The following is a 25,584-nucleotide window of genomic DNA, read 5'->3' as shown; positions in this document are numbered from 1 at the left end:
CTTTATTAAATTGCTTGTGTGTTATTAATAGATCCAAGCACGATTGTTACGTGATTAGAACGTTTTCTTATTCTGTGTGCACGACCCTGTGGAGCTGGACGAAGTCTTTTCAACATCATTCCACCATCTACTGTAATCGTTTTAACAAATAACCCAGCTTCTTCCATATTAGCGTCAGGGTTTTTTGCTTGCCAGTTGGCAATAACAGATAAAACCAATTTCTCTAATTTTCTTGAAGCTTCTTTAGAACTAAATCTTAAGATGTTAAGTGCTCTCTCTACCTTCTGACCTCTTACCAAGTCCGCTACTAAGCGCATTTTTCTAGGTGAAGTAGGGCAGTTATTCAATTTTGCGAAAGCTATAGACTTATTAGCCTCTTTTCTCACATCTGCTGTTTCTCTTTTACGAACTCCCATTGCTTCTTATTTTTTACCTTTGTTTTTTGCTCCAGCATGACCTCTAAAAGATCTAGTTGGTGAAAATTCTCCTAATTTGTGACCTACCATGTTTTCTGTTACGTAAACTGGTACAAATTGACGACCGTTATGAACTGCGATAGTTTGTCCAACAAAGTCTGGAGTAATCATAGAAGCTCTAGACCATGTCTTTACTACTCCTTTGTTTCCACCTGCGATGTTTTCTTGAACTTTCTTGTCTAACTTATAATGAACGAAAGGTCCTTTTTTTAATGAACGTGCCATATCTTAATTATTTCTTTCTACGTTCTACGATATACTTGTTACTCGGGTTTTTCTTAGAACGAGTTCTATAACCTTTTGCTGGTATTCCATTTCTTGAACGTGGATGTCCACCAGAAGAACGTCCTTCACCACCACCCATTGGGTGATCGACAGGGTTCATTGCAACAGGTCTTGTTCTAGGTCTTCTTCCTAACCATCTTGTTCTACCTGCTTTACCAGATACAACTAATTGGTGGTCTGAATTAGAAACAGCTCCAATAGTAGCAGCACAAGTTAACAAGATTAATCTCGTTTCACCTGAAGGCATTTTGATTGTTGCGTATTTCCCGTCTCTTGCCATTAATTGAGCAAATGTTCCAGCAGAACGAGCAATTACTGCTCCTTGACCTGGCCTTAACTCAATACAAGAAATTACAGTTCCTAATGGAATTCTGCTTAACGGCAATGTATTACCAATTTCCGGTTGAGATTCTGGCCCAGAAAGTAATTTCTGTCCTACCTTCAATCCGTTTTGAGCAATAACGTATGTTTTCTCACCATCAGCATAAGCTAACAATGCGATAAATGCAGTACGATTTGGATCATATTCTATTGACTTAACTGTCGCAGGAATTCCTTCCTTAGTTCTTTTAAAATCAATGATACGATATCTCTGCTTGTGACCACCACCCGTATAACGCATGGTCATCTTTCCTTGACTATTTCTACCACCAGAGTTTTTTATCGGCGCTATCAAAGAGCGTTCCGGCTTATCAGTTGTAATGGCGTCATAACCATTCACAACTCTAAATCGCTGACCTGGGGTAATAGGTTTTAATTTTCTTACTGACATTTTTCTATCTTAGATATTGTTGTAAAAATCAATTGTTTCTCCTTCTTGTACTTGAACAATTGCTTTTTTAATTGCATTAGTCTTTCCACTGATTAAACCACTTTTAGTGTATTTTGTAGTTCTATCCGGTCTTACGTTCATCGTGTTAACACTCAAAATAGTTACACCATAAGCAGCTTCAACAGCCTTCTTAATTTGAACTTTATTTGCTTTTCTGTCAACAACGAATCCGAAGCGGTTTAAAACTTCACTTTCTTTGGTTACTTTTTCCGTTACTATAGGTTTAATTATGATGCTCATATCCTATTATTTACTTAAATTTTCTTCAATTATCTCCAAAGAACTCTCTAAAAGAACTAGGTTATTAGCATTCAGAATAGCGTAAGTACTTAATTCTAAGCTACTTACCACGCTAGATGCCTTTAAATTACGTGAGGACAAATATACATTTTTATTCGTATTGCCCAATACAAACAGAGACTTTTTATTTTCTAACTCTAAAGCCTTCAAAACATTAATGAAGTTTTTAGTGTTTGGTGTTTCAAAATTAAAGTCTTCAAGAACAATTATATTTGCCTCTTTTGCCTTAATTGAGAAAGCAGATTTTCTTGCCAAACGTTTCAAGCTTTTATTCAATTTGAATGAATAACTTCTTGGTCTTGGTCCAAAAACCCTTCCACCACCTTTAAACAATGGATTCTTTGCACTACCCGCACGAGCAGTTCCAGTTCCTTTTTGTTTTTTAATCTTACGTGTACTTCCCGCTACTTCAGCTCTTTCTTTTGCTTTGTGCGTTCCTTGTCGTTGATTAGCTAAATACTGCTTAACATCAAGGTATACTGCGTGATTATTTGGTTCAATTGCGAATACTGAATCAGAAAGTTCAACCTTTCTTCCAGTATCTTTTCCGTTGAAATCTAATACTTTTACTTCCATTACTTGTGAATGATTACATAAGAGTTGTTACATCCAGGAACACATCCTTTTATAACAAGTAGGTTCTTTTCAGCCACTACTTTTAAAACTCTAAGGTTTTGAACGTTTACATTTTCTCCTCCCATTCTTCCAGCCATACGCATTCCTTTGAATACTCTAGATGGATAAGAAGAAGCTCCTACAGAACCTGGCGCTCTTAAACGGTTATGTTGACCGTGAGTTGCTTGACCAACACCACCAAAACCGTGACGTTTTACAACCCCTTGAAAACCTTTACCTTTAGATACACCTTGTACATCTACAAATTCTCCTTCTACAAACATAGTGACATCTATAAGATCTCCTAGTTTTTGTTCTGTTGCAAAATTCTGAAATTCAACGACTTTTTTCTTAGCTACAGTTCCCGCTTTTTTAAAGTGACCTAAAGCCGCTTTTGTGGAATGTTTCTCGTTTTTGTCATCGAAACCCAGTTGCAACGCTTCGTACCCGTCAACACCAATGGTTCTGACTTGGGTAACAACACAAGGACCAGCTTCAATTACTGTACAAGGAATGTTCTTCCCGTTTTCATCGAAAATACTAGTCATGCCGATTTTTCTACCAATTAACCCAGACATAAATATTAATTATTAATTATTAAATATAAAAATAGAACACATCATCTAAGTGGACCTTATTTTTAAAGTGGTGCAAAAGTATAACTTATTTACACACAATCCAAAAAAAACTTCCACTTAAACAAAGTGCTCTTTTTACTCTTAAGTAAATCCTTAAACTTTGATCTCTACTTCAACTCCACTAGGCAATTCTAATTTCATTAAAGCATCAATAGTTTTAGATGAAGATGAATAAATATCAATCAATCTCTTGTATGACATTACTTCAAATTGCTCTCTCGCTTTTTTGTTAACGTGCGGGGAACGTAGCACTGTAAAAAGTTTTTTGTGAGTTGGTAATGGAATTGGTCCTGTTACTACTGCACCGGTACTCTTAACCGTTTTTACAATCTTCTCAGCAGACTTGTCTACTAACATGTGATCGTAAGATTTTAGTTTTATTCTGATTTTTTGACTCATTTTCTTAAAGATTAAGCGTTTCCTTTTGCTTTTTTGATTACTGCTTCTGAAATATTAGAAGGAGTTTCCGCGTAATGTGAAAATTCCATAGTAGATGTTGCTCTACCAGATGAAAGCGTTCTTAATGTTGTAACATAACCGAACATCTCTGATAATGGCACATCTGCCTTAATAGTTTTAGCACCCGCTCTATCACCCATGTCATTAACCTGACCTCTACGACGGTTAATATCACCTACGATATCTCCCATGTTTTCTTCTGGTGTAATAACTTCCATTTTCATGATTGGCTCAAGAATAACAGCACCTGCAGCTTTAGCAACTTCTCTATACCCCATTCTTGCAGCTAACTCAAAAGAGAGCGCATCAGAATCGACAGGGTGAAAAGATCCGTCAGTTAAAGTCACTTTTAAACTATCCACTTGATAACCAGCCAAAGGACCAGTTTTCATAGCTTCTCTAAAACCTTTCTCTACAGATGGAATATATTCTTTAGGAACGTTACCACCTTTTACAGCGTTAACAAATTGTAATCCTTTTGGAACTTTCCCTTCAACTTCATCAGCTGGCTCAAGTTTAAATACGATATCACCGAATTTACCACGACCCCCTGATTGTTTTTTGTATGTTTCTCTATGAACCGCCGATTTTGTAAAAGCCTCCTTGTATTCAACTTGAGGCTCACCTTGGTTTACTTCAACTTTGAATTCACGACGCATTCTATCAACTAAGATATCCAAGTGAAGCTCACCCATACCTGAGATAATAGTTTGCCCTGATGACTCATCTGTTCTAACAGTAAACGTTGGATCTTCTTCAGCTAATTTAGCTAAAGCCATACCCATTTTATCTACGTCAGCTTTAGTTTTAGGCTCAATTGCAATACCAATTACTGGTGCAGGGAATTTCATACTTTCTAGGATAATTGGGTGTTTTTCATCACACAATGTATCTCCAGTTTTAATATCTTTAAATCCTACTGCCGCTCCAATATCTCCTGCTTCGATAAAATCGATTGGGTTTTGCTTGTTAGCGTGCATTTGGTATATTCTTGAGATTCTTTCTTTATTTCCTGAACGCGTGTTCAACACATAAGAACCTGCATCTAAACGTCCAGAATAGGCACGGAAAAAAGCTAAACGTCCTACGAACGGATCAGTAGCAATTTTAAATGCTAAAGCAGCGAATGGCTCTTTAACATCTGGCTTACGCATTATTTTAGTTTGATCTTCTTCTAATAGGTCAGCATCATCAGGATGGATTCCTTCAATGCTATCTTTATCCACTGGAGAAGGCAAATATTTACATACTGCATCTAACATGAATTGAACTCCTTTATTTTTAAAAGAAGAACCAGCGATCATAGGAATGATAGCCATATCCATAACAGCAGCTCTTAATGCATTGTTGATTTCTTCCTCTGTAATAGAGTTTTCGTCTTCCATGAATTTTTCCAACAAATTTTCATCATAATCAGCAACCGCTTCAATAAGAATAGATCTGTATTCTTTAACTTCATCAAGCATTTCCTCAGGAATAGCTACAACATCAAAAGTCGCCCCTTGTGTGTCATCGTGCCATACAATAGCTTCGTTTTTCACTAAATCTACGATACCTTTGAAATCATTTTCTTCACCAATTGGCAAAGTAATTGCAACAGCATTTGATTTAAGCATGTCTCTAACTTGCTGACAAACCATCAAAAAGTCAGAACCTTGACGATCCATTTTATTCACGAATCCAATACGTGGTACTTTATATTGATCTGCAAGTCTCCAGTTTGTTTCTGATTGTGGCTCAACACCATCAACAGCACTAAACAAGAAAACCAGCCCATCAAGTACACGTAAAGAACGATTTACCTCTACAGTAAAATCAACGTGTCCTGGGGTATCAATAATATTAAAGTGATATGGCAATGTCTCTGGCAATGCTTCACCTTGTCTCGTTGGAAAATTCCAAGAACAAGTTGTCGCTGCAGATGTAATTGTAATACCTCTTTCTTGCTCCTGAGCCATCCAGTCCATTGTTGCAGCACCATCGTGTACTTCACCAATTTTATGTGACTTACCAGTATAAAAAAGAATACGCTCTGTTGTTGTTGTTTTACCAGCATCAATGTGAGCAGCAATCCCAATATTTCTTGTATATTTTAAATCTCTAGCCATTTCTTATGAATTAAAATCTAAAGTGAGAGAATGCTTTGTTAGCTTCTGCCATCTTGTGAGTATCCATTCTTTTCTTAACAGCAGCTCCTTCTTCTTTAGCCGCAGCTAAACATTCTGAAGCTAACCTTTGAGCCATAGACTTTTCATTTCTTCTTCTTGAATAAAGTATTAACCACTTCATTGCCATAGAAATTTTTCTGTCTGGTCTAATTTGCATTGGAATTTGAAATGTAGCTCCACCAACTCTACGACTACGTACTTCTACGTGAGGCATAACGTTTGCTAAAGCATCTTTCCAAATGTCTAATGATGGTTTTTCTGCATCTTGCTTCTTAGCCTCTATAATGTCAATTGCATCATAAAAAACTTTAAAAGCTGTTGATTTCTTACCGTCCCACATTAAGTTGTTCACAAAACGCGTTACCAATTGGTCGTTAAACCTTGGATCTGGTAAAAGTGGTCTTTTCTTTGCCGCTCTTTTTCTCATGTCTTTTTTTTAATAAAACGATACACTCCTAACATCACGATCAATCGTGTTGTTAAAAGAATAACATTTTAAATTACTTTTTTGCTTCTTTTGGGCGTTTAGCACCATACTTAGATCTTCTCTGCGTTCTTCCTGCTACTCCTGACGTATCAAGTGCACCACGAACGATGTGATATCTAACTCCTGGTAAATCTTTTACCCTTCCACCCCTAACTAATACTATCGAGTGCTCTTGTAAATTGTGTCCTTCACCAGGGATGTATGCATTTACTTCATTACCATTTGTCAAACGTACACGCGCTACTTTACGCATTGCAGAGTTTGGTTTTTTTGGTGTAGTAGTGTAAACACGCGTACAAACCCCTCTTCTTTGAGGACAAGAATCTAAAGCAACCGATTTACTCTTCTTAGTTATCTGAGTTCTTCCTGTTCTTACTAATTGTTGAATTGTTGGCATAATTAATACTAAAAATTTATTATGTATATTTAATTCCCGCTTTTTACGGGGTTGCAAATGTATAAATTATTTTTCACTCTACAAACGTTAATTCATTAATTTTTAATTTGAGTAAACATTTGTTATTTAACGGAATAAAGAATCCACATTATCCACTAACCGGAACAAACTAGCTCTCCCTTTCAGGGCAATTTCAGCATGATTAATTAGCCGTTTGATTTTTATTACAAACATTAGATATTTGCAGTACATTTATAAAAACTTAATTCTAATTGCAATATTTCTTACTTCATATCCTACTACTCACGTTTAACTTACATTGCCATGCCCAAAATTTTGAATTGCAATTAACAGGCAGCTCCTTGACGGAAAACAAAGTAATCGACTCGCTAAACTACACATCGCAGCACAAAAACCTAAAATCACTACGTACTGAAATCGAGACAACCTCCCAAAAACTGTCAAAATTAGGCTATATTGAAAACAAAGTAACAGAACGACTTCAAGGAAACGACTCCACTTTTATCGCTCGATTCCATTTAGGCACCAGAATAAAATTCATACATATACATATATATATATATATATATATGTATATGTATGTGCTAATAAAACCGTTGCGAATTTACTGTCTCCCCACACAATACAGGATAGCATTTTTCTCCAATACACCGAAGTAGAAACTTTTTTAAAACAAAAAACAAGCGCCTTAGAAAGAATAGGATATTCATTAGCCAAACTAAAACTAACCAATATCAAAAAAAAAAAAGAAACACACTTTTTACCGAACTGCAATTCGAATCAGAAAATCAAAGACAACTTAACGCTATCATAATAAAACACAAGAATAACCAACAGAAGAACAATTTCCCAGAAGGACACCTAACCCAAATCAGACGCAAATACAAAAACAAAATTTTCAACCAAGACATTGTAAGCAAAATACATAATAAATTTGAAAGATTTGACTTTGTAAACCAAATAAAATATCCGGAAATTTTATTTACAAAAGACAGCACTAAAGTTTATGTGTATTTGGAAAAAAGAAAGTCCAATACTTTTGACGGCTTCATAGGGTTCAACAATAATGAAAATAAAAAGATAACCTTCAACGGCTATCTGGATGTAACTTTAGAAAACACCTTGCAAGTTGGGGAACAATTTTCACTTTATTAGAAAACTGACGGAAACCAACAAAGAACATTCAACACCTCTTTAGAGTTACCCTACCTCTTCAAAAGCCCAATTGGAGTAAAAGGAGAATTAAACATCTTCAAACAAGACAGCACGTTTCAAAATACCAAAACCGAAATCGACATCAGTTATTTTTTAAATTACGATACACGGTTCTATCTCGGATATCAATCAACAATTTCCAGTGACATCCAAAACACGAACGACTCCTTTATCAGTGATTATAAAAACTCATACCTGACTCCGAATTATCCTATTCGAAATCAGACGACCATAGTTCGCTTTTTTTGAATAAATCAAAGCTAAACATTAAAACGGGCATTGGTAAACGATAAAAATAACAATACAATCACAAATCCGCAATTTTACATTGACTTATCCGCAATGCATACTTTTTACCTGAACGGAAAAAACTCCATCAACATACGAAGTCAAAACCACTATCTGAAAAGCACCAATTACATAACAAATGAATTACTGCGTTTTGGAGGGATAAATTCTATACGTGGCTTTACAGAAAATAGCCTTCAGGCCAATTTCATGACTACAATCTTAACAGAATATCGGTATACCGCATCCCCTACTCTATACTTTCACACCATAATTGACTATAGCCGATTTAACGACCCAGCAAAACCCGAAACAATAAAAACAACTGACAATCTGTTTAGCGTTGGATTTGGCCTTGGCTTGCAAACAAAAAATGGTTTGTTAAAATTAGCTTTTGCAAACGGACTCAACAATACTGATACCTTAACCCTCTCGAATACCATTATTCACATAAGTTATAATGTTAAATTTTAAAAACCAGAAACTTTAGCGTATTATATGTCTTAAAACTAATCATACCCCAAAAACGCCCGACAAAAAAAGAAGTCACTATTACGGCAACTGCTTCCAATAAAGGACTCATGTTTTTACTGACAACGGTCCATAAACCTCCCTGCTTACATCGTTTCTCAGCCACTTTACCGACACACCAGTGAGCGTTTCCATTCATTTTGCATATTCCTGTGCTTTTTGACAGAGGTATTGCGCATGACTAAACAACCTTTTTTTTTACAAACTTCTTCGTCGGCACTTTTACGGCTTGATGTTCCAGTAGGATTTTAACAGTAAAGACTTTAAAAACTCTGTTTCAAGCGGTATATAAAACGCTTTCAAGTCTTAACCCTCTTTTAGCACTTAATTCTATTATTACCAATCTAATAATCTATTAATTCGCACAGTACAAACACAATTGAAACAAAACAACTTCCCAAAAAAACCCTCAAAACAAGACTAATCCTACGTCAACCAGAGCCCACGACCCACAAAACAAATTACTTTATTGCACATACCGTGAACACAAACTTAAATAGGACGAAATTTGCCATCAATTTAACATTTCAATTACTTTATACTAAAAACACACGTTAAACCCATGTATTCCTTAGTGTAATTAACGTATTATTAAGAATTTTGTAACACTAATTCAAAATAATTAAAAATGAAACTAAAGTTCAATGGAATCTTAGTACTACTTGTAGTGCTGATGGCGCAACTAACTTTTGCGCAAGAGAGAGTTGTGACAGGAGTTGTTTCCGACAATGCAGGAATGCCTATACCGGGTGTGAGTGTATTGGTTAAAGGAACAAAACTTGGCACAAACACTGATTTTGACGGGAAATATGCAATTAAAGCTTCTCCTAGTCAAATTTTAACATTTAGCTATATTGGGATGAAAACCCAATCAATGGCGGCTTCTTCATCAACTGTAAATATTACAATGACTGGAGATGCATTTGAACTTGAAGGAGTTGTAGTAACTGCTTTAGGTATTAAAAGAGAGAAAAAATCCTTAGGTTATGCAACTCAAGAAGTTTCAGGTGACGAAGTATCAAATGTAAAAAGTTCCAATTTTGTAAACTCACTTTCTGGAAAAGTTGCAGGTTTGGACATCAAGACATCTGGTAATTTAGGGGGATCTACTCAAGTTGTTATTAGAGGTAACAACTCTATATCAGGAAACAATCAAGCATTATTTGTTGTTGATGGTATACCTATAGATAATGGTAACTCAAACAGCCAAGATCAAAAAACAGGTAGAGGTGGTTTTGACTACGGAAATGCTGCGTCAGATATAAATCCTGATGACATTGCATCTATCAACGTTTTGAAAGGAGCTGCTGCAACAGCACTTTATGGTTCTCGTGCTTCTAATGGTGTCGTAATGATCGTTACTAAAAAAGGGGGGAAACAAAAAGGTATTGGTGTAACAATCAACTCTAGCATTACTTTAGGTACTGCAGATAAATCAACCTTACCTAAATACCAAAATAAATACGGAGCAGGATATGGTCCTTATTACGATGGTCCAGGCGGATACTTTGGCTTATATGACGTTAATGGCGACGGTGTGGATGACTTGACTACTGTGTTTACCGAAGATGCATCATACGGTGCTGCATTTGACCCAAGTTTAATGGTTTACCAATGGAACTCCATTTATCCGCAGCTACCAGACACTTACCAAAAAGCAACTCCTTGGATAGCTGGAAAAAATACACCGAACTCTGTTTGGGGTACTGGAAGTACTGCAGTAAACTCTGTTTCCTTAGATGGTGGTACTGATAAAAGTTCATTTAGATTGGGTTTCACTAACTTATTACAAGAAGGTAACCTACCTAATAGTAGCATCAAAAGAAATACTATATCTTTTTCTGGATCTCATGATTTGTCGGACAAACTGACTGTTTCTACTTATTTTAATTTTGTTAAAAATGACGGTAAAGGTAGAAACGGAACCGGTTATTCCTCTGGTAACATTATGCAACAGTTCAGACAATGGAACCAAATGAATGTTGATTTTAATGAACAAAAAGACGCTTATTTTCTTACTGGAGACAACATTACTTGGAATCCTAATAGTCCTGATAACTTAAGTCCAATTTACTCAGATAATCCATATTGGACATTCTATGAAAATTACGAAACAGATACAAGAACAAGATTATTTGGTAATGTAGCTATAGACAACAAGATCAACGACTGGTTATCTGCAAGTGTCAGATTCTCATTTGATACGTATAGCGAACTGCAAGAAGAAAGAAAAAATGTTGGAAGTGCTGATGTATCAGAATATTCAAGATACAACAACAATGTCGCTGAGTATAACTACGATGCAATGTTAAACTTCAATAAAGATTTAACGGATAAATTAAATCTAGAGGGTAATATCGGTGTCAACCTAAGAAACAATGTTAGAAACAGTATTTTTGCTGTAACCAACGGTGGTTTAAACATAAAAAGTCTTTACTCACTTTCAAACAGTGTTAGTCCAATTAACGCACCTAGTGAATACGATTCAAGTAGTATGGTTGATGGTGAATACATCAGAGCAAGTTTAGGCTATGATGGTTTTGCTTACCTTGAGGGTTCCTACAGAACTGACCGTTCATCTACTTTACCACAAGAAAACAATAGATTTGGCTACTACTCTGTTTCTGGAAGTTTAGTATTCTCTTCTTTAATTGACGCTCCATGGTTGTCATTTGGTAAAGTAAGAGCTAATTATGCAGAGGTAGGTAGTGCTACAGATCCATATAGAGTTTTCAATACATTATCTTTTGGAACTCCATTTAACGGAACAGCTGTTGCTTCAAACCCTACTACTCTAGCTAATTTGAATCTTTTACCGGAGAGACAAAACAGTTATGAAATTGGATTAGAAATGTCATTTTTAAAGAGACGCATTGGCTTTGATCTTTCATACTACAATAATCAAAACATCAACCAGATTACCAATATTCCATTATCAACTTCGACAGGATATGGATCAGCAGTATTAAACGCTGGTACTATTGAAAATAAAGGAGTGGAAGTACAATTGAATGCTACTCCATTTAAAACAGCTGATTTTCAATGGGATTTAAATCTAAACTGGTCTCAAAACAAAAGTTTAGTAGTTGAATTGCTTAATGGTATTGACAACTTACAATTGGCATCTCTACAAGGTGGTATTTCGATTAATGCAACGCCTGGACAGCCTTACGGAACAATCAGAGGTAGCGATTACATTTACGCTGACAATGGTCAACCAATTGTTAACCAAACAGGAAGTGCAAGCAGAATTGGTACTTACCCAAGGACTTCATCAAGCAACAATGTAATTGGAGATATTAATGCAGATTGGAAAGCGGGACTTAACAACAGTATCACATACAAAAACTTCAATTTATCTTTCTTGCTTGACATGCAAAAAGGTGGTGATGTTTTCTCTCTAGATACTTGGTATGGTTACGCAACAGGGATGTATGACTTCTCTGCAGCTGACAATGAACTAGGTAACCCAGTAAGAAATCCAATTACAGGAACACCAGGAAACTACGGAGCTGACAGCGGCGGCGTTATTATGCCTGGAGTAGCTCCTGATGGAACTCCTAACCAAGTTAGAGCTAACGCTGACATCTATGCAAATGCATGGGGATACGCTAGAGCTCCTAACAAAGCGCACGTTTATGACGCTGGTTACATCAAATTACGTCAAGCAAGTTTAACTTATAATTTTGACGACAAAGTTTTAAGCAGACTACCTTTCAACAATGTCTCGGTATCCTTAATTGGTAGAAACTTATGGATTATTGATAAAAGCGTACCTTATGCAGACCCAGAGGCAGGCTTAAGTTCTGGAAATGTTCAAGGATATCAATCTGGAGCTCAGCCATCAATAAGAGAAATCGGAGCAAGTCTTAAATTACAGTTTTAAAAAAAAAAATTATGAAAAAAATAATATTAACAGCGTTATCTATTATTGCTTTCGTATCATGTCAATCAGATGACTCTTACGAAAACCTAAATAGAGACCCAAAGAACCCTAGTGAGGTGAATTCAGAATTTTTATTCAATTCTGCATCTAAGAGTTTGGTGAATCAAATGACCAGCACTAATGTAAACACCAATATCTTCAGGATGTTAGGCCAACATTGGACGGAGACAACCTATGTTGACGAGGCAAATTATGACTTCAACACACGTAATATCACAAATGCTCACTGGTCTGAAATGTACAGAGATGTTTTGTTAGATCTTTCTATTGCGAAAGCAACTGTAGATGCTAACAACAGATTGACTGCTGCCTCAAAAGCATCTCGTAATGCACAAATCGAGATCTTAAGTGTTTACGCTTGGGCAAATTTAGTCGAAACTTTTGGAGATATTCCTTATACTCAGGCATTGAAAGGAACTGACAACCCAAATCCTGAATATGATGATGCGGCTACTATTTATGCAGACTTACTTACACGCTTAACCGCAGTAATTCCAAATTTAACTAATGATGGCTTCGGCGAATCAGATCCCTTTTACGGAGGTAACGTTAGTGCTTGGAAAAAGTTTGGTAATTCATTGAAGTTAAGAATGGGTATACGAATTGTTGATGCTCCTGGAATGTCTACTATGGCACAGGCGGCAATTACATCTGCCGTAAGCGGTGGCGTATTTACATCAAACGCGGATAATACTTCTCTCCCTTATTCTACTACACCTCCGAACACCAATCCAGTATGGGTTGATCTAGTGCAGACTGGACGATCTGATTTCGTTCCTGCCAATACATTAGTAGACTTTATGAATAATGTTAGTGACCCTAGAAGACCATTTTACTTTCAGGAGAACCTAGGAGCCGGTATTTATGATGGTGGACCTTACGGTGATAACAACAGTTATAGTTCATATACTCACATTGGTGAAATAATGGAAATGGCTGACAATCCAGCATGCCTAATGGATTTTGCAGAAGTTTCTTTTTACTTAGCAGATGCAGCGGAACGTGCTATCTCAGGCACGCCTGCTCAAGCGGCAGGATTCTATAACGCAGGTATTACAGCTTCCTTTAATTATTGGGGAGCTCCTGACGTAGCTACTTATTTACTAAATCCAGATGTAGCTTACGCAACTGCACCAGGCGATTGGAAGGTGAAAATTGGTAATCAACTTTGGTTAGCTATGTACAACAGAGGATTTGAAGCTTGGACAGCTTATAGAACCTACGACATCCCAGGTTTTAACGTAGCTGCTATATCTGAACTTCCAGTTCCTACAAGATATACGTACCCAATTAGCGAACAAAACCTTAATGTTACCAACTATGATGCGGCATCATCAGCAATAGGTGGCGATACGCAAACAACGCAACTATTCTGGGACGTAAACTAGAATAATTATTTTACATCATTATAAGTTATTAAGGCTGCCAATTTTTGGCAGCCTTTTTCATTACTTCCTTTCACTACATCAACATACTTGTAAATAGAATCCCATTAAAACCACCAGTGACTCATTCGTGATTTTTTTGCGTTACTTGTCCGGTCCCAAAATAGCTTTACACGAAAAGTAGTATTGTTGAATTAACCGAACTAAAGAACATAGCTGACAATATCTAATATTGAAATAAAAAAACATCCCTTTTACGGCCTTAGATTATTTGAATTTTACCGTCCTCAAATTGCGGTACACAAAAAATTAGTTATCGAACATAATTAGCTGCTTTTTAACTAAAATAAAACATCAACTGTCTACAAAACAAAAAAAACTATAAAGCAATCTAAATCTGACAATTAACCAAGTCATCTAAAAAAAGGCTTCCTGATATTTTTTTTTAACTGCAATAACATAAAAATATCTCCTACCACTCTACTCATCTTTTTTATTTGACAAAAAAGAATTTATTTTCAAAGACCTATTAATCAATACGTAACACAAGTACCACTAATGTAAATCAAATATTCCTATTTACTATTTCAAAATAAAAACCACTACTTTGCACACACTTAAATAACAACACAAAAAACTCAGAAACGCTCATTATTTTAACATTCGCCACAGCTTTTGTTAAAACAACTTAAAAAAACAGTAAAGTTTATTAGGAATATTAACATTTTATTGGCTATTTTTGTTTTAATAATTCAAAATAATTAAAGATGAAACTAAAGTTCAATGGAATCTTAGTACTACTTGTAGTACTGATGGCGCAACTAACCTTTGCTCAAGAAAGAGCTGTTACTGGTGTTGTTTCTGACAATGCAGGAATGCCCATACCAGGCGTAAGTGTATTGGTTAAAGGAACGAAATTCGGGACACAAACTGATTTTGACGGAAAATTTGCTATCAAAGCAGCCCCAAGTCAAATTTTAATTTTTAGCTACATCGGCATGTTAAGCCAAGAAGTTAAAGCCACATCAACATTGGTAAATGTTAAAATGAAAAGCAGCGCGGTAGAACTTGAAGGCGTAGTTGTTACAGCTTTTGGTATTAAAAGAAAACCAAAGCAATTAGGATATAGTGTAAGCAGCGTGAAAACTGAAGACATTACTGAATCTTCCGAACCGGATTTAGTACGTTCTCTTCAGGGAAAAGTTGCTGGTGTAAACGTCAACGTTTCTACTGGTGCTGCAGGTGCTGCAAATCAAATTACAATTAGAGGTATTTCTACATTTAGCGGAGACATACAACCTCTAATTATTGTAGACGGAATTGCATATAACAACACACAGGTAACAACATCAAATCAAGTTACCGGAGGTGGTGGATATGAATCTGCATTGTCTAGTCTAGATCCTAATGACATTGCAAGTGTCAACGTACTTAAGAGTGCTGCAGCTGCCGCATTATATGGTTCAAGAGCGGTAAATGGTGTTATCGTAATAACTACCAAATCTGGTTCTCTTAGCACAAAACAAAATAAAAAATTAAGTGTAAACTTTGGATCAGGAGTTTTTCTTGAGCAAATTGCGAACTTACCTGACTATCAAAACACATATGGTGCAGGTGTCAATTTCAATTATGCAAATGCAAATGGTTCATGGGGACCTAGATTCGACTCGAGAGAAACCATTCCTACATGGCCAACTTTACTCGCCGCATTTCCTACACAATTTGGACCAACAGTTCCTTACGTTGCTAAACCAAATAATGTAAAAGACTTGTTTAGAACTGGTTCAATAGCGGAAAATACGATTGGATTAAGTTATGCTAATCAAGATGGGAGTTTCAATGTAACAATCTCAGATTTAGGGCAAAACGGATACATACCTTCCAATACTTACGACAGAACGTCTTTCTCTGCAGGAGGAACGTTTAAATTGGCAAATAAGTTGACAGCTGGTGCCAACATGAGTTATGCTGACACAAAACAAGTAGGTGCCTTTTTTGGAGAAAATCAATTTGGTGGTTCATCGTCATCTTTTGCAAGAACTTTGTTTTTAGCACGAAACTGGGATCTTAATTTACCTTACGAAGACTTAACAGACGGAAGGTCAGTTACACCAAACGGAACTCAATTCGACCACCCTTTATGGTCTTGGAAACACGATCAAATCACTACAAATACAACCAGAACAGTGGTAGGTTTAAATTTGAGCTATGCGTTTAATGACAACATAAATGTATTCTACAGAGCTGGTGTCAACAAATACTCACTGGAAAGAGCGGAAATTCGTGATTTATATTCAAGAGCTAGTGGTGGTTTAGGATCGTTGGTAACGGACAACTTTAGCAACCAGGATATTGAGTCCACATTGTTAGTTAACTTTAAATATAAATTAACAGACGATATTGGACTAGCCGCAATCGTTGGGAATAATATTTTACAAAACAGTAATAAAAGAACGCAAAATGAAGGTACCGGCTTTAAGGTCGCGAATATCTTTAATTTAGGCAATGTCCTTACTGTAGTCAATAACGCTGATTCTGGAAGTGAGAAAAGAAGCGTTGGAGTTTTTGCTGATGTGACATTTGATTATAAAGAATTCTTATATATCAACGCGACCGGAAGAAATGACTGGAGTTCTTCTTTGCCTAAGGAAAGCAATTCCTATTTTTACCCTTCAGTAAGTGCTTCGTTTATAATAACAGAGGCTTTAAACATGAATAGTAACATCTTGAGTTTTGCAAAAATAAGAGGAGGTTACGGAAAAGTGGGTAGAGATGCATCTTCAGAGTTTATTAACCAAACTTTCAACCTCGGAGTAGCCTATAATAATACTGCAACAATTGGAAATTCAACTTCTTTGGCAGATCCAAATATTAAGCCAGAGTTTACTGAAGAGGTGGAAGTTGGAGCAGATTTAGAGTTTTTCAAGCGAAGAGTTATAGTAGATGTGAGTTTGTACAAAAAAACATCAACTGATCTGATCACTCCGATCACCGTTCCAACAACTAGTGGATTTGCACAATACAACACAAATTTAGGTTCTATAGAAAACAAAGGTGTTGAATTAGCATTAACACTTGTTCCGTTTAGAACAAAAGATTTTAAATGGTCTTTACAAACTAATTATACAAAGAACGAAAACAAAGTAACCAAGTTGATTGACGGTCTTGAAAGATTTCCGTTAAGAGCAAATGCAGTTGGATATGTTGAAGTAGGACAGGCTTATGGATTCTTTTATGGTACAAAATTTGCAAGGGACGCAAACGGAAACTTCCTTATTGACAAAGCGGGTGGAGTTATCCAAGACCCGACCCCTGGGTACATAGGTAATCCACAAGCGGATTTCAGAATGGCATTTATCAATACTTTCACGTATAAAGGATTCTCTTTAAAAGCACAATTCGACTGGAAAGAAGGAGGCGATATCTCTTCTACGACAATTAACACATTGTTAGGACGTGGTGTAACTAAAGATACAGAAAACAGAGAAAACACTTTTATTATCCCAGGTTTCTATGGTAACACAACAACAGGAACTGCGTTGCTGGATGCATCAGGAGCTCAAATCCCAAATACTACACAGTTATCAATGAATGAGCTTTATTTTTCTCCATCAAATTCAAACACATTTGGTATAAACAGTGTAGATGAGGCATCCGTTTATGACGCTACTGTTTATAGATTGAGTAATGTGAGTCTAACATATGATTTTCCGGCAAAATTTATTGACAAAACACCTTTTGGATCAGTGAGCTTAAGTGCAATTGGAAATAATCTTTGGTACTTCGCACCAAACGTACCTAAATATACTAACTTTGACCCGGACGTAACTAGCTTAGGATCAGGAACATCTCAAGGAATTGAGATTGCATCCGCACCTACTTCTAAAAGATTTGGAATCAAGCTTAATTTAACATTCTAAAAAAAAAAATATGGAACTTTTAATAAAAATAAAAAATAACAAAATCACCATCGCTTTGTTATTGCTTACAACACTTTTTATTAGTTGTAGCGATTACCTGGATGTTAATACAGACAAGGACAGCCCTACTGTTGCACCACTATCGCTTTTACTGACTAACACACAGGTTGGCGTGGGCAGCGTCACAGACTTCAACAATTTTTCAGGGAACATTCTTGCGGTTTATACGCATCAAATGACTACTAGAGAAGAGTATGACCAGTACGGAACCAAAGTTGGAAGTATACCTGTAAATAATGACTGGGACACTATCTATTTGACCTTAACTGACATCCAGACATTAATAGACCAAGCAACTGCATCTGGGGATTTAGTGTATGTTGGTATTGCTCAAATGCAAAAAGCCTATTTAATGGCGTTGGCAGTTGATTTATGGGGAGATGTTCCCTATACTGAAGCAACAAACTTAACAGCAGGTATAGTGAGTCCAAAGTTTGATGCTCAAAAAGCGATATATGCTGATGTCTTCAAATTAATAGCAACTGCTAAAGCAAATATAGCAACTAATGCAGGGACACAAAAACCAGCTGCAAATGATTTGTTTTACAAAGGAGATACAGCGAAATGGATTAAGTTTGCGAATACTTTTAAATTGAAATTATACAACCAAGTAAGATTAACCAATGATTTCGATACAGCCGGGTTTAAAGCATTGGTTGCCGAAAATAATTTTTTCACTTCAGCGGCAGATGATTTCCAGTTTAATCATACAGCAAGTGTTGCTCCTGAGGAAAGAAACAATTTATATTTAGATTCATATAATAGTACACAATTTGGTGCTTATCAAAGCCCTTGGTTTTATGAAATTCTAAAAGGGGTAAATCCAAATATACATGCCAACAACCCTGACCCTCGAATGAAGTACTTCTTCTTCAATCAGTTAAAAGCAGGCGTATTACCTCCTGATACAGGAAATGCAACCACAGGAAATCCTAATGCTGACTATTGGGACAAATCTACTGGTTTCTTCAGTATTAGATTTGGTACTGTTGGCCCTAACCAAGGACAAAGTGCGGAAAATTCATACACTTACCCCGGTATCTTTCAAACGGGTGGTAGATATGACGATGGCAAAGGTGGCATTATGGATGGAAACACAGGAACCGGTATTGCTCCTTTCAGAATGTTAACTTATGATGAATTCCTTTATATTCAGGCTGAATTAATTCACGTAGGACAACTAACCACTGCCGGAACAGCTTCAGCCAAATTAAACCAAGCTATGAAAGCGAGTTTTGCCAAGGTTGACCAGGTAGTTTCGTTAAATAAGTCGTCACAAATCATTCCTGTGTTAGCAGGTTCGACTACGGTGACAGCATTTATAACCAACGTTCTTGCAGAATTTAATGCTGCAGCTCCTGCCAAAAAACTAGAAATTATAATGACCCAAAAATGGGTAGGAACTTGTGGCGACCCTATGGATCAATATACTGATTACAGAAGAACTGGTTTCCCGATTTTAGCAAATCCTCTTGGAGCTTCTCCAGAGTATCAGCTTAACAACGGAGATGCATGGCCATTGATTGATTCGCAAACGATACAAAACAATACCTATCAAGTGTCCCTTTTCTGGCCGCAAAACGAATTAAACTCAAATCTAAACGCTCCAGCCCAAAAAGACGCTACTACCTACAAAATATTTTGGGACCTTTAAAATAAATATTACATTATGAAAAAAATAAAATTATTATTCGCAATATTCGCAGCAGCTTTGCTACTGCCTTCTTGTACTAACGACGGCGGCACATCAACAATTGATCTGAAAGTTGGGGCAGTACCTAATATAACTAAAACAGCTGGAACAGATAACTTCATCAACTTAATTAGCTTAGGTAAAGGGGGTAGTTTCAATCTAGGATTAACTGTTGCTGTAGCTCAAGGAGAAGTTTCCTCTATGGATATTGTAGGTTCTTACACAAAAGGAACGACCGTATCCAGAGCCATAATGAAAGCCAACGTTACGACATTCCCTGCAAATTTAAATTTCACTACAAATGATTTAATTGCTGCATTTACAGTGTTAAACTCAAAAAGTGATTTTGGACTTGGGGATAAATTTACAGTTTCTGCCATACTAACTTTGAAAGACGGTAGCATCCTTAAACTTTTAAATGATGATGGTACTGCAAACTACGGTGCAGATATTGCAAACTCAAACAAGTATACATTATTACAAAGCTATCCTGTATCTTGCCCGTCGGATTTAGGCGGAACTTATTCCGTTATATCCTCAGGGATGTCCACTGATAGTGGCCCAGCCCCTTCTAAAAACCCTATTACTAATTACCCTTATGAAGTAACTATAACTGATAATGGAGGAGGAAGCTACACATTATCTGATGGATATGCAGGACTATATCAATTATGGTATGACATCTACAGTATCACAAGAGATTATCCAGGTAAATTTACTGACGTATGCGGTACACTTTCCGGTTCATATATAGAACCATTTAGTGCAAATGTAAAACTTACCGGAACTGTTAACGCAGATGGAACATTGAGTATTCGTTGGGAAAACGATTACGGTGATTATGGTAATTCGGTTTTTACTAAAATCTAATATTTTTTATTATAACTATCTTAAAGAGGTTGATTAAACATCAACCTCTTTTTTTTTATATCTTTCCGTCATGGAAAAAAGAACATCAAATATTTGGGATTAGAGCGATCATTGAAGTAATACAAACGGGTGCAACAGTAAACAAAGTACTTATTCAAAAGGGAGCGAGCAGCGAACTGATGAAAGACTTAATGAAAGTGATGACGTGCGGTAATATCAACTTTCCCTACGTTCTTGTTAAACAACTAAACAGATTAACACCCAAAAATAATAAGTCGCGGTGGCGACCATTTCCCATATCTTCTTTATTGATTTAGCAACTATAATAGAGTCCGTAATGGAAAACGGAAAAAACCATTGTTTCTAGTTTTGGGAAAATATTTTAAGCGCCCGTAATTTTGGAGCAATTATTAGAACAACCGATCGTAACTGCGTAAACGGAATTATCCTTCAGAAGGCAGGTTCAGCCCCCGTAAGCGGATACCATTAAAACTTCAGCCGGAGCCGTATTCAACATTCAAATTTGTAAAGCGGAAACATTAAGCACGCCATTTTTTTTGCAAGCTAGCGGGATTAAAAACGTAACCACTACCGAAAAAACAGACCAAAAAATCTATGATATCGATTTAAACCAATGCGTAGCGATTATTATGGACACGAAAGACCGCGGACCAAACCCGTCAGTTAAAGAATTGGTCGATAAAAAAGCTAAACTTCTCATGTTTGGGTCAATAGGATCATTGAACGTATCGGTTGCCTGAGGCGCATTTTTATACGAAGCCGTGAGACAAAGGATCTAATTCCAACAAAATACAAAATATTCTTAAAGGACTGCCCCAGCTCTTCGTTGTTCAATCCTTTTTTTTGCTTATCAACCATTCCAATGTCAAATTATGGAACCTTTCAACAAATTGTGTTAAAATGGCTTACTTTAATGCGCTCTTTTTCTCAACAAACCATCTTTGTTATCTTAAAATAACATGTTTTTTCTGCATATTCACGCCTCTTTTTATTTAAAAAAAAGGAAAATCAATACAAAAGAAACTAATTATAATAACAAAATACCTTGACTAAACTTGATAAATACAGCACGTTATAAACGCATCGATTTGTTATTGCAAAAAAAAACAATCTGTACAAACTGACCGTTTAATATATATCTTTCCACTGTGGACAAAATCCATATAGCGTACCTCCAATCTTCCCACCCGCAAAGCGGCACAGATTAACCAAGCAATATTTCTTTTGCGCGCAAGCGACAAGAAAACAATTGCCTCTGCAAAAACAACGCCCCCACAAATTTATGATCTTGATCTAAAGCGAGGCATAGCCTTAATAGAGGGAAAAGAAGACCACGAACTTTAAAAATCGTTAATAACATAGCTGCTCTTCCCATGTTTGGTTAAGTACGATCATTGACAATAACTCCTGCCTGCAATGTGCTTTTTTACGAAGCAGTGCGGCAAAGGAAATAATTCTTTAAAACGACATAATAACTTACAAAATCGGAGCACTTGCGCTTTGTTTAGCTTTTTTTTACATTTTAACTATTATACTATTAAAAAATCAATTTATTTAACATACCACATCATAATTGTCAAGTCTAAAGCTGCGGTTTTTATAACAAATTAACTTAAATATGTTATAAAAATATAATTTTAACAAAAAATTAGCCATTTTCCTCTTCTTAAAAACAGCCTGCAAAAGAACAAAGGCTTAAAAAAGATAAAAAAGAACAAGCATAGCACTAATAAAATCAGCTATTTACGAATCCACGACAATGCTTTTTCAAAACAAACCTTCAGACAATAGGAATATAATTATTAACTAGCAACTCCTAGAACAATATTATCATAATCATTAAAGTAATATTTTTGCTACACTAATTAAAAATATTTAAAAATGAAACTAAAGTTCAATGGAATCTTAGTACTGCTAGTAGTACTTATGGCGCAATTAACCTTTGCGCAAGAGAGAGCTGTGACGGGTGTTGTTTCTGACAATACAGGAATGCCTATACCGGGCGTAAGCGTGTTGATTAAGGGAACTAACTCAGGAACACAAACTGATTTTGACGGGAAGTTTGCTATTAAAGCAACCCCAAGTCAAACTTTAATTTTTACCTACATTGGGATGAAAACCCAATCTCTAGCGGCTACTTCAGCAGTTATGAATGTTAAAATGATGGGTTCTGCGGTAGAGCTTGAAGGAGTTATAGTAACTGCTTTAGGTATTAAAAAATCTAAAAACTCAGTAACTTCTGCAACACAGGCCGTAAACAACGAAGAGCTTACCCAAGCAGCGAATCCAAACGTGGTACAATCTTTAGTTGGAAAAGTATCTGGTCTACAAATCAACAAATCTTCAAATGGAGTAAATGGAACTAGTAGAATCGTATTAAGAGGGTCAAGATCAATTACGGGTAACAACGAAGCATTGGTTGTTATCGACAACGCAATATCTTCATCAGCAGTACTACAACAATTACCACCTGAATTAATTGCAAGTGTGAATGTTATAAAAGGGATGCAAGGCGCAGCTCTTTATGGAGAACAAGGTGTAAACGGAGTAATTATCGTTACAACCGTTAAAGGTAAGGAGAAAGGAAAAATCACTGTAAATGTTAATTCTGCAGTAGACTTTGAAAGCGTATCCTTTATGCCTAAAACACAGCAAAAATATGGACAAGGTTGGGATGGTGTTCATTATCCTGAAGAAAATGGATCTTGGGGAATTCCTTATGACGGAGTACTACGCGCAACAGGTTTACCTCAAGCCGACGGACTTGAACTGCAACAACCTTACTCCTTCATAAAAGACAATGTCAAAGATTTTTACCAAACAGGAATTACATACCAAAATGGATTCTCTGTAAATGCTGGAACTTCTGACTCATACGTGTTACTTTCTGCAAATAAAGTAAAGACGGAATTTGTTGTGAATGGAGATCAACTTGAAAGAAACAGCTTCTTATTTAAAGCTGGAAAAAAATTCGGTAAATTAAGCATTGATGGTAACGTAAACTACAATTACCAAAAATCTAGCCAAACTTCAACTGATTTGCTTGACGACTTGATTCAAACTCCAGGAAACGTAGATTTAAATTTGTTTAAAAATTCAGGAAACGAAGGGAATTATAATATTTATTTCAAAAATCCATTCTGGACTATTGATAACGACCGTACTGACGCAAGAAGAACATTTATAAATACTATTGCTTCATTAAAATATGAACTAAATGACCATATAAATTTTACTTATACAGGAAATCTGCAATTCACTAATAGAGATCAACAGTCTCATATTAATCAATATTCAGAAACTCCAGCTCTAACAGGAGCTGGAGCAAATAGAAACCAAACTTCTGAATTCTTTGCAAATCAGTCGTCATTAAGAACATATTATGGCGATTTCTTAGTGAATTTTGACTATGATCTAACAGATGACTTAAATTTAAAAGCAAATGTTGGTAGTAACATGCAAGACCGAAGATTTAATATTACTTCACAAGGAGGTCAGAATCTGGACATCCCTGGATGGTATCACATCAACAATGTTTTAAGTCCCTCAAATCCGTCAAATTTAGACAATAGATTACAAAAATCTAACCGTGCGTCTGTATTAGCAAACGTAGATTTAGGATACAAAGACTATCTGTTTTTAAACCTTACAGGAAGAAATGATTGGACTTCTGTTTTATCGAAAGAAAATAATAACTTTTTCTACCCAAGTGCTGGAGTATCTTTTATACCAACTTTAGCCTTTGAAGGATTAAAAAGTAACACTTTAAATTATCTTAAACTTTCTGCAAACATAGTTAAAGTTGGTAACTCATCGTCTATTCAGCCTTATGCAACCTCCGAGATAGGTGTATTCCCAACAGGATTCCCATACGGTCAATTAGGGTCTTACATAATCAATCAAAGACCAACAGACAAAAACATCAGACCAGAATTTGTAACTACTAAAGAAGGAAATATAAGTATTGGACTTTTCAATAATAGAATTACTATAGATGGATCGGCATATATATCAAACACAAAAGATTTGATCACCGCAGCTACTGCTTCTTCTGCTTCAGGTTTAGCAACATCACAATCAAATATTGGTGATATGACTACAAAAGGTATAGAAATCGATTTAGGATTAGTGCCTGTTAAAACCGAATCATTCAAATGGGACTTGCGCACAAGTTATTCTTCCAATAAATCTGTTATCAACTCCCTTTCTGCTGGAGCAAATGAGATAAATCTTTTCTCAGACGCTACTACTGGAACTGGAATTTTTGCCCAAGTAGGACAAGAATTTCCTCTGATAAAAGGTACTAAATTTTTAAGAGATGATAATGGAAGTATAATTGTAAATCAATTCGGCCTTCCTACTAGGGCATCTTCAAACTCAATCTTAGGTAAAGCAACCCCGGATTACATTTTAGGTCTATCTAACTCTTTTGAATATAAAGGTTTGAGATTAACAGTAGTTATGGATTACAGAACGGGTCATCAAATTATTTCTGGTACTAAATACGATTTAACATGGCCAGGACGCTTGGAGGAATCAGCCGCTTTTGATAGAGAAGTTGGTTTCATTTTACCTAATTCAGTTGTAGAAACAGCTCCTAGTTCTGGAATTTACACTCCTAACACTTCGATCTACTCTGCTGCTGGTTACGATCCTAATGGAATTATTGACTACTACAGTACTTTAAGCAGAGCTGGCGAGCATAACGTTATAGATGCAACTGCTTTCAAAGTAAGAGAACTTGCTCTAAGTTATTCGGTACCTAATTCAACTATTGATAAAATCGGATTAACTTCACTTAGATTTGGTGTAAATGCAAGAAATCCATTCACTGTTTTAGCAAAGAGCAACAAAGGGTATACTGATCCAGAAGCATCTAGCAGCACAGCCAACAATGGTAACGGTATAGGTTATTCAGGAACGGGACAATATCCAAATACAAGAACTTTTGGTGGAAGCATCAATTTAACTTTCTAA

19 protein-coding genes and 1 pseudogene are annotated in these 25,584 nt (G+C 36.1%); 9 read left to right on the top strand and 11 right to left on the bottom strand.

Features of this window, described 5'->3' with window-relative positions:
- Positions 1–5: 5 nt before the first annotated feature.
- The 10 genes from rplV to rpsL form a co-directional block, all read right to left on the bottom strand.
- Positions 6–416 (bottom strand): 50S ribosomal protein L22, encoded by a 411-nt coding sequence (rplV, locus tag CXF59_RS06765; protein WP_101137078.1) that lies wholly within the window; start codon positions 414–416, stop codon positions 6–8.
- A gap of 6 nt (positions 417–422) precedes the next feature.
- Entirely contained in the window at positions 423–701 is a 279-nt protein-coding gene (gene rpsS / locus CXF59_RS06760) for a 30S ribosomal protein S19 (protein ID WP_007136562.1), read from the bottom strand.
- 7 nt (positions 702–708) lie between these two features.
- Positions 709–1,533, bottom strand: a complete 825-nt coding sequence (gene rplB, locus CXF59_RS06755) for a 50S ribosomal protein L2 (protein ID WP_016989328.1) — start codon at positions 1,531–1,533, stop codon at positions 709–711.
- Positions 1,534–1,542: 9 nt separating this feature from the next.
- Positions 1,543–1,833 carry a 50S ribosomal protein L23 gene (rplW, locus tag CXF59_RS06750; protein ID WP_016989329.1) on the bottom strand — a complete coding sequence of 97 codons (291 nt, stop codon included), beginning with the start codon at positions 1,831–1,833 and terminating at the stop codon, positions 1,543–1,545.
- A gap of 6 nt (positions 1,834–1,839) precedes the next feature.
- Positions 1,840–2,469, bottom strand: coding sequence for a 50S ribosomal protein L4 (gene rplD, locus CXF59_RS06745; RefSeq protein WP_101137077.1), 630 nt, complete (start codon positions 2,467–2,469; stop codon positions 1,840–1,842).
- Positions 2,469–3,086 (bottom strand): 50S ribosomal protein L3, encoded by a 618-nt coding sequence (gene rplC / locus CXF59_RS06740; RefSeq protein ID WP_101137076.1) that lies wholly within the window; start codon positions 3,084–3,086, stop codon positions 2,469–2,471. The genes rplD and rplC overlap by 1 nt, the downstream gene beginning before the upstream one ends.
- Before the next feature lie 153 nt (positions 3,087–3,239).
- A complete protein-coding gene (gene rpsJ / locus CXF59_RS06735) occupies positions 3,240–3,545 on the bottom strand; it encodes a 30S ribosomal protein S10 (protein ID WP_011963470.1) in 306 nt (101 codons plus the stop codon).
- A gap of 11 nt (positions 3,546–3,556) precedes the next feature.
- Entirely contained in the window at positions 3,557–5,713 is a 2,157-nt protein-coding gene (gene fusA, locus CXF59_RS06730; protein ID WP_101137075.1) for an elongation factor G, read from the bottom strand.
- A 10-nt stretch (positions 5,714–5,723) separates the two neighbouring features.
- The gene (gene rpsG, locus CXF59_RS06725) at positions 5,724–6,200 is read right to left on the bottom strand and encodes a 30S ribosomal protein S7 (protein WP_016989333.1); all 477 of its coding nucleotides are present in this window, start codon (positions 6,198–6,200) and stop codon (positions 5,724–5,726) included.
- 73 nt (positions 6,201–6,273) lie between these two features.
- Complete coding sequence (rpsL, locus tag CXF59_RS06720) at positions 6,274–6,657, bottom strand: 30S ribosomal protein S12 (protein WP_007136570.1); 384 nt, start codon at positions 6,655–6,657, stop codon at positions 6,274–6,276.
- 1,035 nt (positions 6,658–7,692) lie between these two features.
- Here rpsL and CXF59_RS15305 point away from each other — a divergent pair.
- Positions 7,693–7,833 (top strand): hypothetical protein, encoded by a 141-nt coding sequence (locus CXF59_RS15305; protein ID WP_232758726.1) that lies wholly within the window; start codon positions 7,693–7,695, stop codon positions 7,831–7,833.
- 339 nt (positions 7,834–8,172) lie between these two features.
- Positions 8,173–8,655: a BamA/TamA family outer membrane protein gene (locus CXF59_RS15300; RefSeq protein WP_101137074.1), complete on the top strand. Its 483-nt coding sequence runs from the start codon at positions 8,173–8,175 to the stop codon at positions 8,653–8,655.
- On the opposite strand, the gene CXF59_RS06710 is transcribed toward CXF59_RS15300, so the two are convergent.
- Positions 8,645–8,851, bottom strand: a complete 207-nt coding sequence (locus tag CXF59_RS06710) for a hypothetical protein (protein ID WP_101137073.1) — start codon at positions 8,849–8,851, stop codon at positions 8,645–8,647. The genes CXF59_RS15300 and CXF59_RS06710 overlap by 11 nt on opposite strands.
- Positions 8,852–9,340: 489 nt before the next feature.
- Between CXF59_RS06710 and CXF59_RS06705 the strand changes: the two genes are divergently transcribed.
- The 7 genes and pseudogenes from CXF59_RS06705 to CXF59_RS06675 all read left to right on the top strand — a co-directional run bounded on the left by CXF59_RS06705 (position 9,341) and on the right by CXF59_RS06675 (position 25,584).
- A complete protein-coding gene (locus tag CXF59_RS06705) occupies positions 9,341–12,598 on the top strand; it encodes a SusC/RagA family TonB-linked outer membrane protein (protein WP_101137072.1) in 3,258 nt (1,085 codons plus the stop codon).
- Positions 12,599–12,609: 11 nt separating this feature from the next.
- Positions 12,610–14,046, top strand: a complete 1,437-nt coding sequence (locus CXF59_RS06700) for a SusD/RagB family nutrient-binding outer membrane lipoprotein (protein ID WP_101137071.1) — start codon at positions 12,610–12,612, stop codon at positions 14,044–14,046.
- Positions 14,047–14,810: 764 nt separating this feature from the next.
- Positions 14,811–17,963: a SusC/RagA family TonB-linked outer membrane protein gene (locus CXF59_RS06695; RefSeq protein ID WP_101137070.1), complete on the top strand. Its 3,153-nt coding sequence runs from the start codon at positions 14,811–14,813 to the stop codon at positions 17,961–17,963.
- A gap of 10 nt (positions 17,964–17,973) precedes the next feature.
- The gene (locus tag CXF59_RS06690; RefSeq protein ID WP_101137069.1) at positions 17,974–19,677 is read left to right on the top strand and encodes a SusD/RagB family nutrient-binding outer membrane lipoprotein; all 1,704 of its coding nucleotides are present in this window, start codon (positions 17,974–17,976) and stop codon (positions 19,675–19,677) included.
- A 15-nt stretch (positions 19,678–19,692) separates the two neighbouring features.
- Complete coding sequence (locus CXF59_RS06685; protein WP_101137068.1) at positions 19,693–20,586, top strand: hypothetical protein; 894 nt, start codon at positions 19,693–19,695, stop codon at positions 20,584–20,586.
- Positions 20,587–20,645: 59 nt separating this feature from the next.
- Positions 20,646–21,347: pseudogene (locus CXF59_RS06680) on the top strand (TrmH family RNA methyltransferase).
- A 1,141-nt stretch (positions 21,348–22,488) separates the two neighbouring features.
- Positions 22,489–25,584 carry a SusC/RagA family TonB-linked outer membrane protein gene (locus tag CXF59_RS06675; RefSeq protein ID WP_101137067.1) on the top strand — a complete coding sequence of 1,032 codons (3,096 nt, stop codon included), beginning with the start codon at positions 22,489–22,491 and terminating at the stop codon, positions 25,582–25,584.

The organism is Flavobacterium sp. ALD4 (genome assembly GCF_002836475.1).
Classification (GTDB): domain Bacteria; phylum Bacteroidota; class Bacteroidia; order Flavobacteriales; family Flavobacteriaceae; genus Flavobacterium.
The sequence above is the reverse complement of the archived record's forward strand: the minus strand, read 5'-3'. Positions and strand labels throughout refer to the sequence as shown.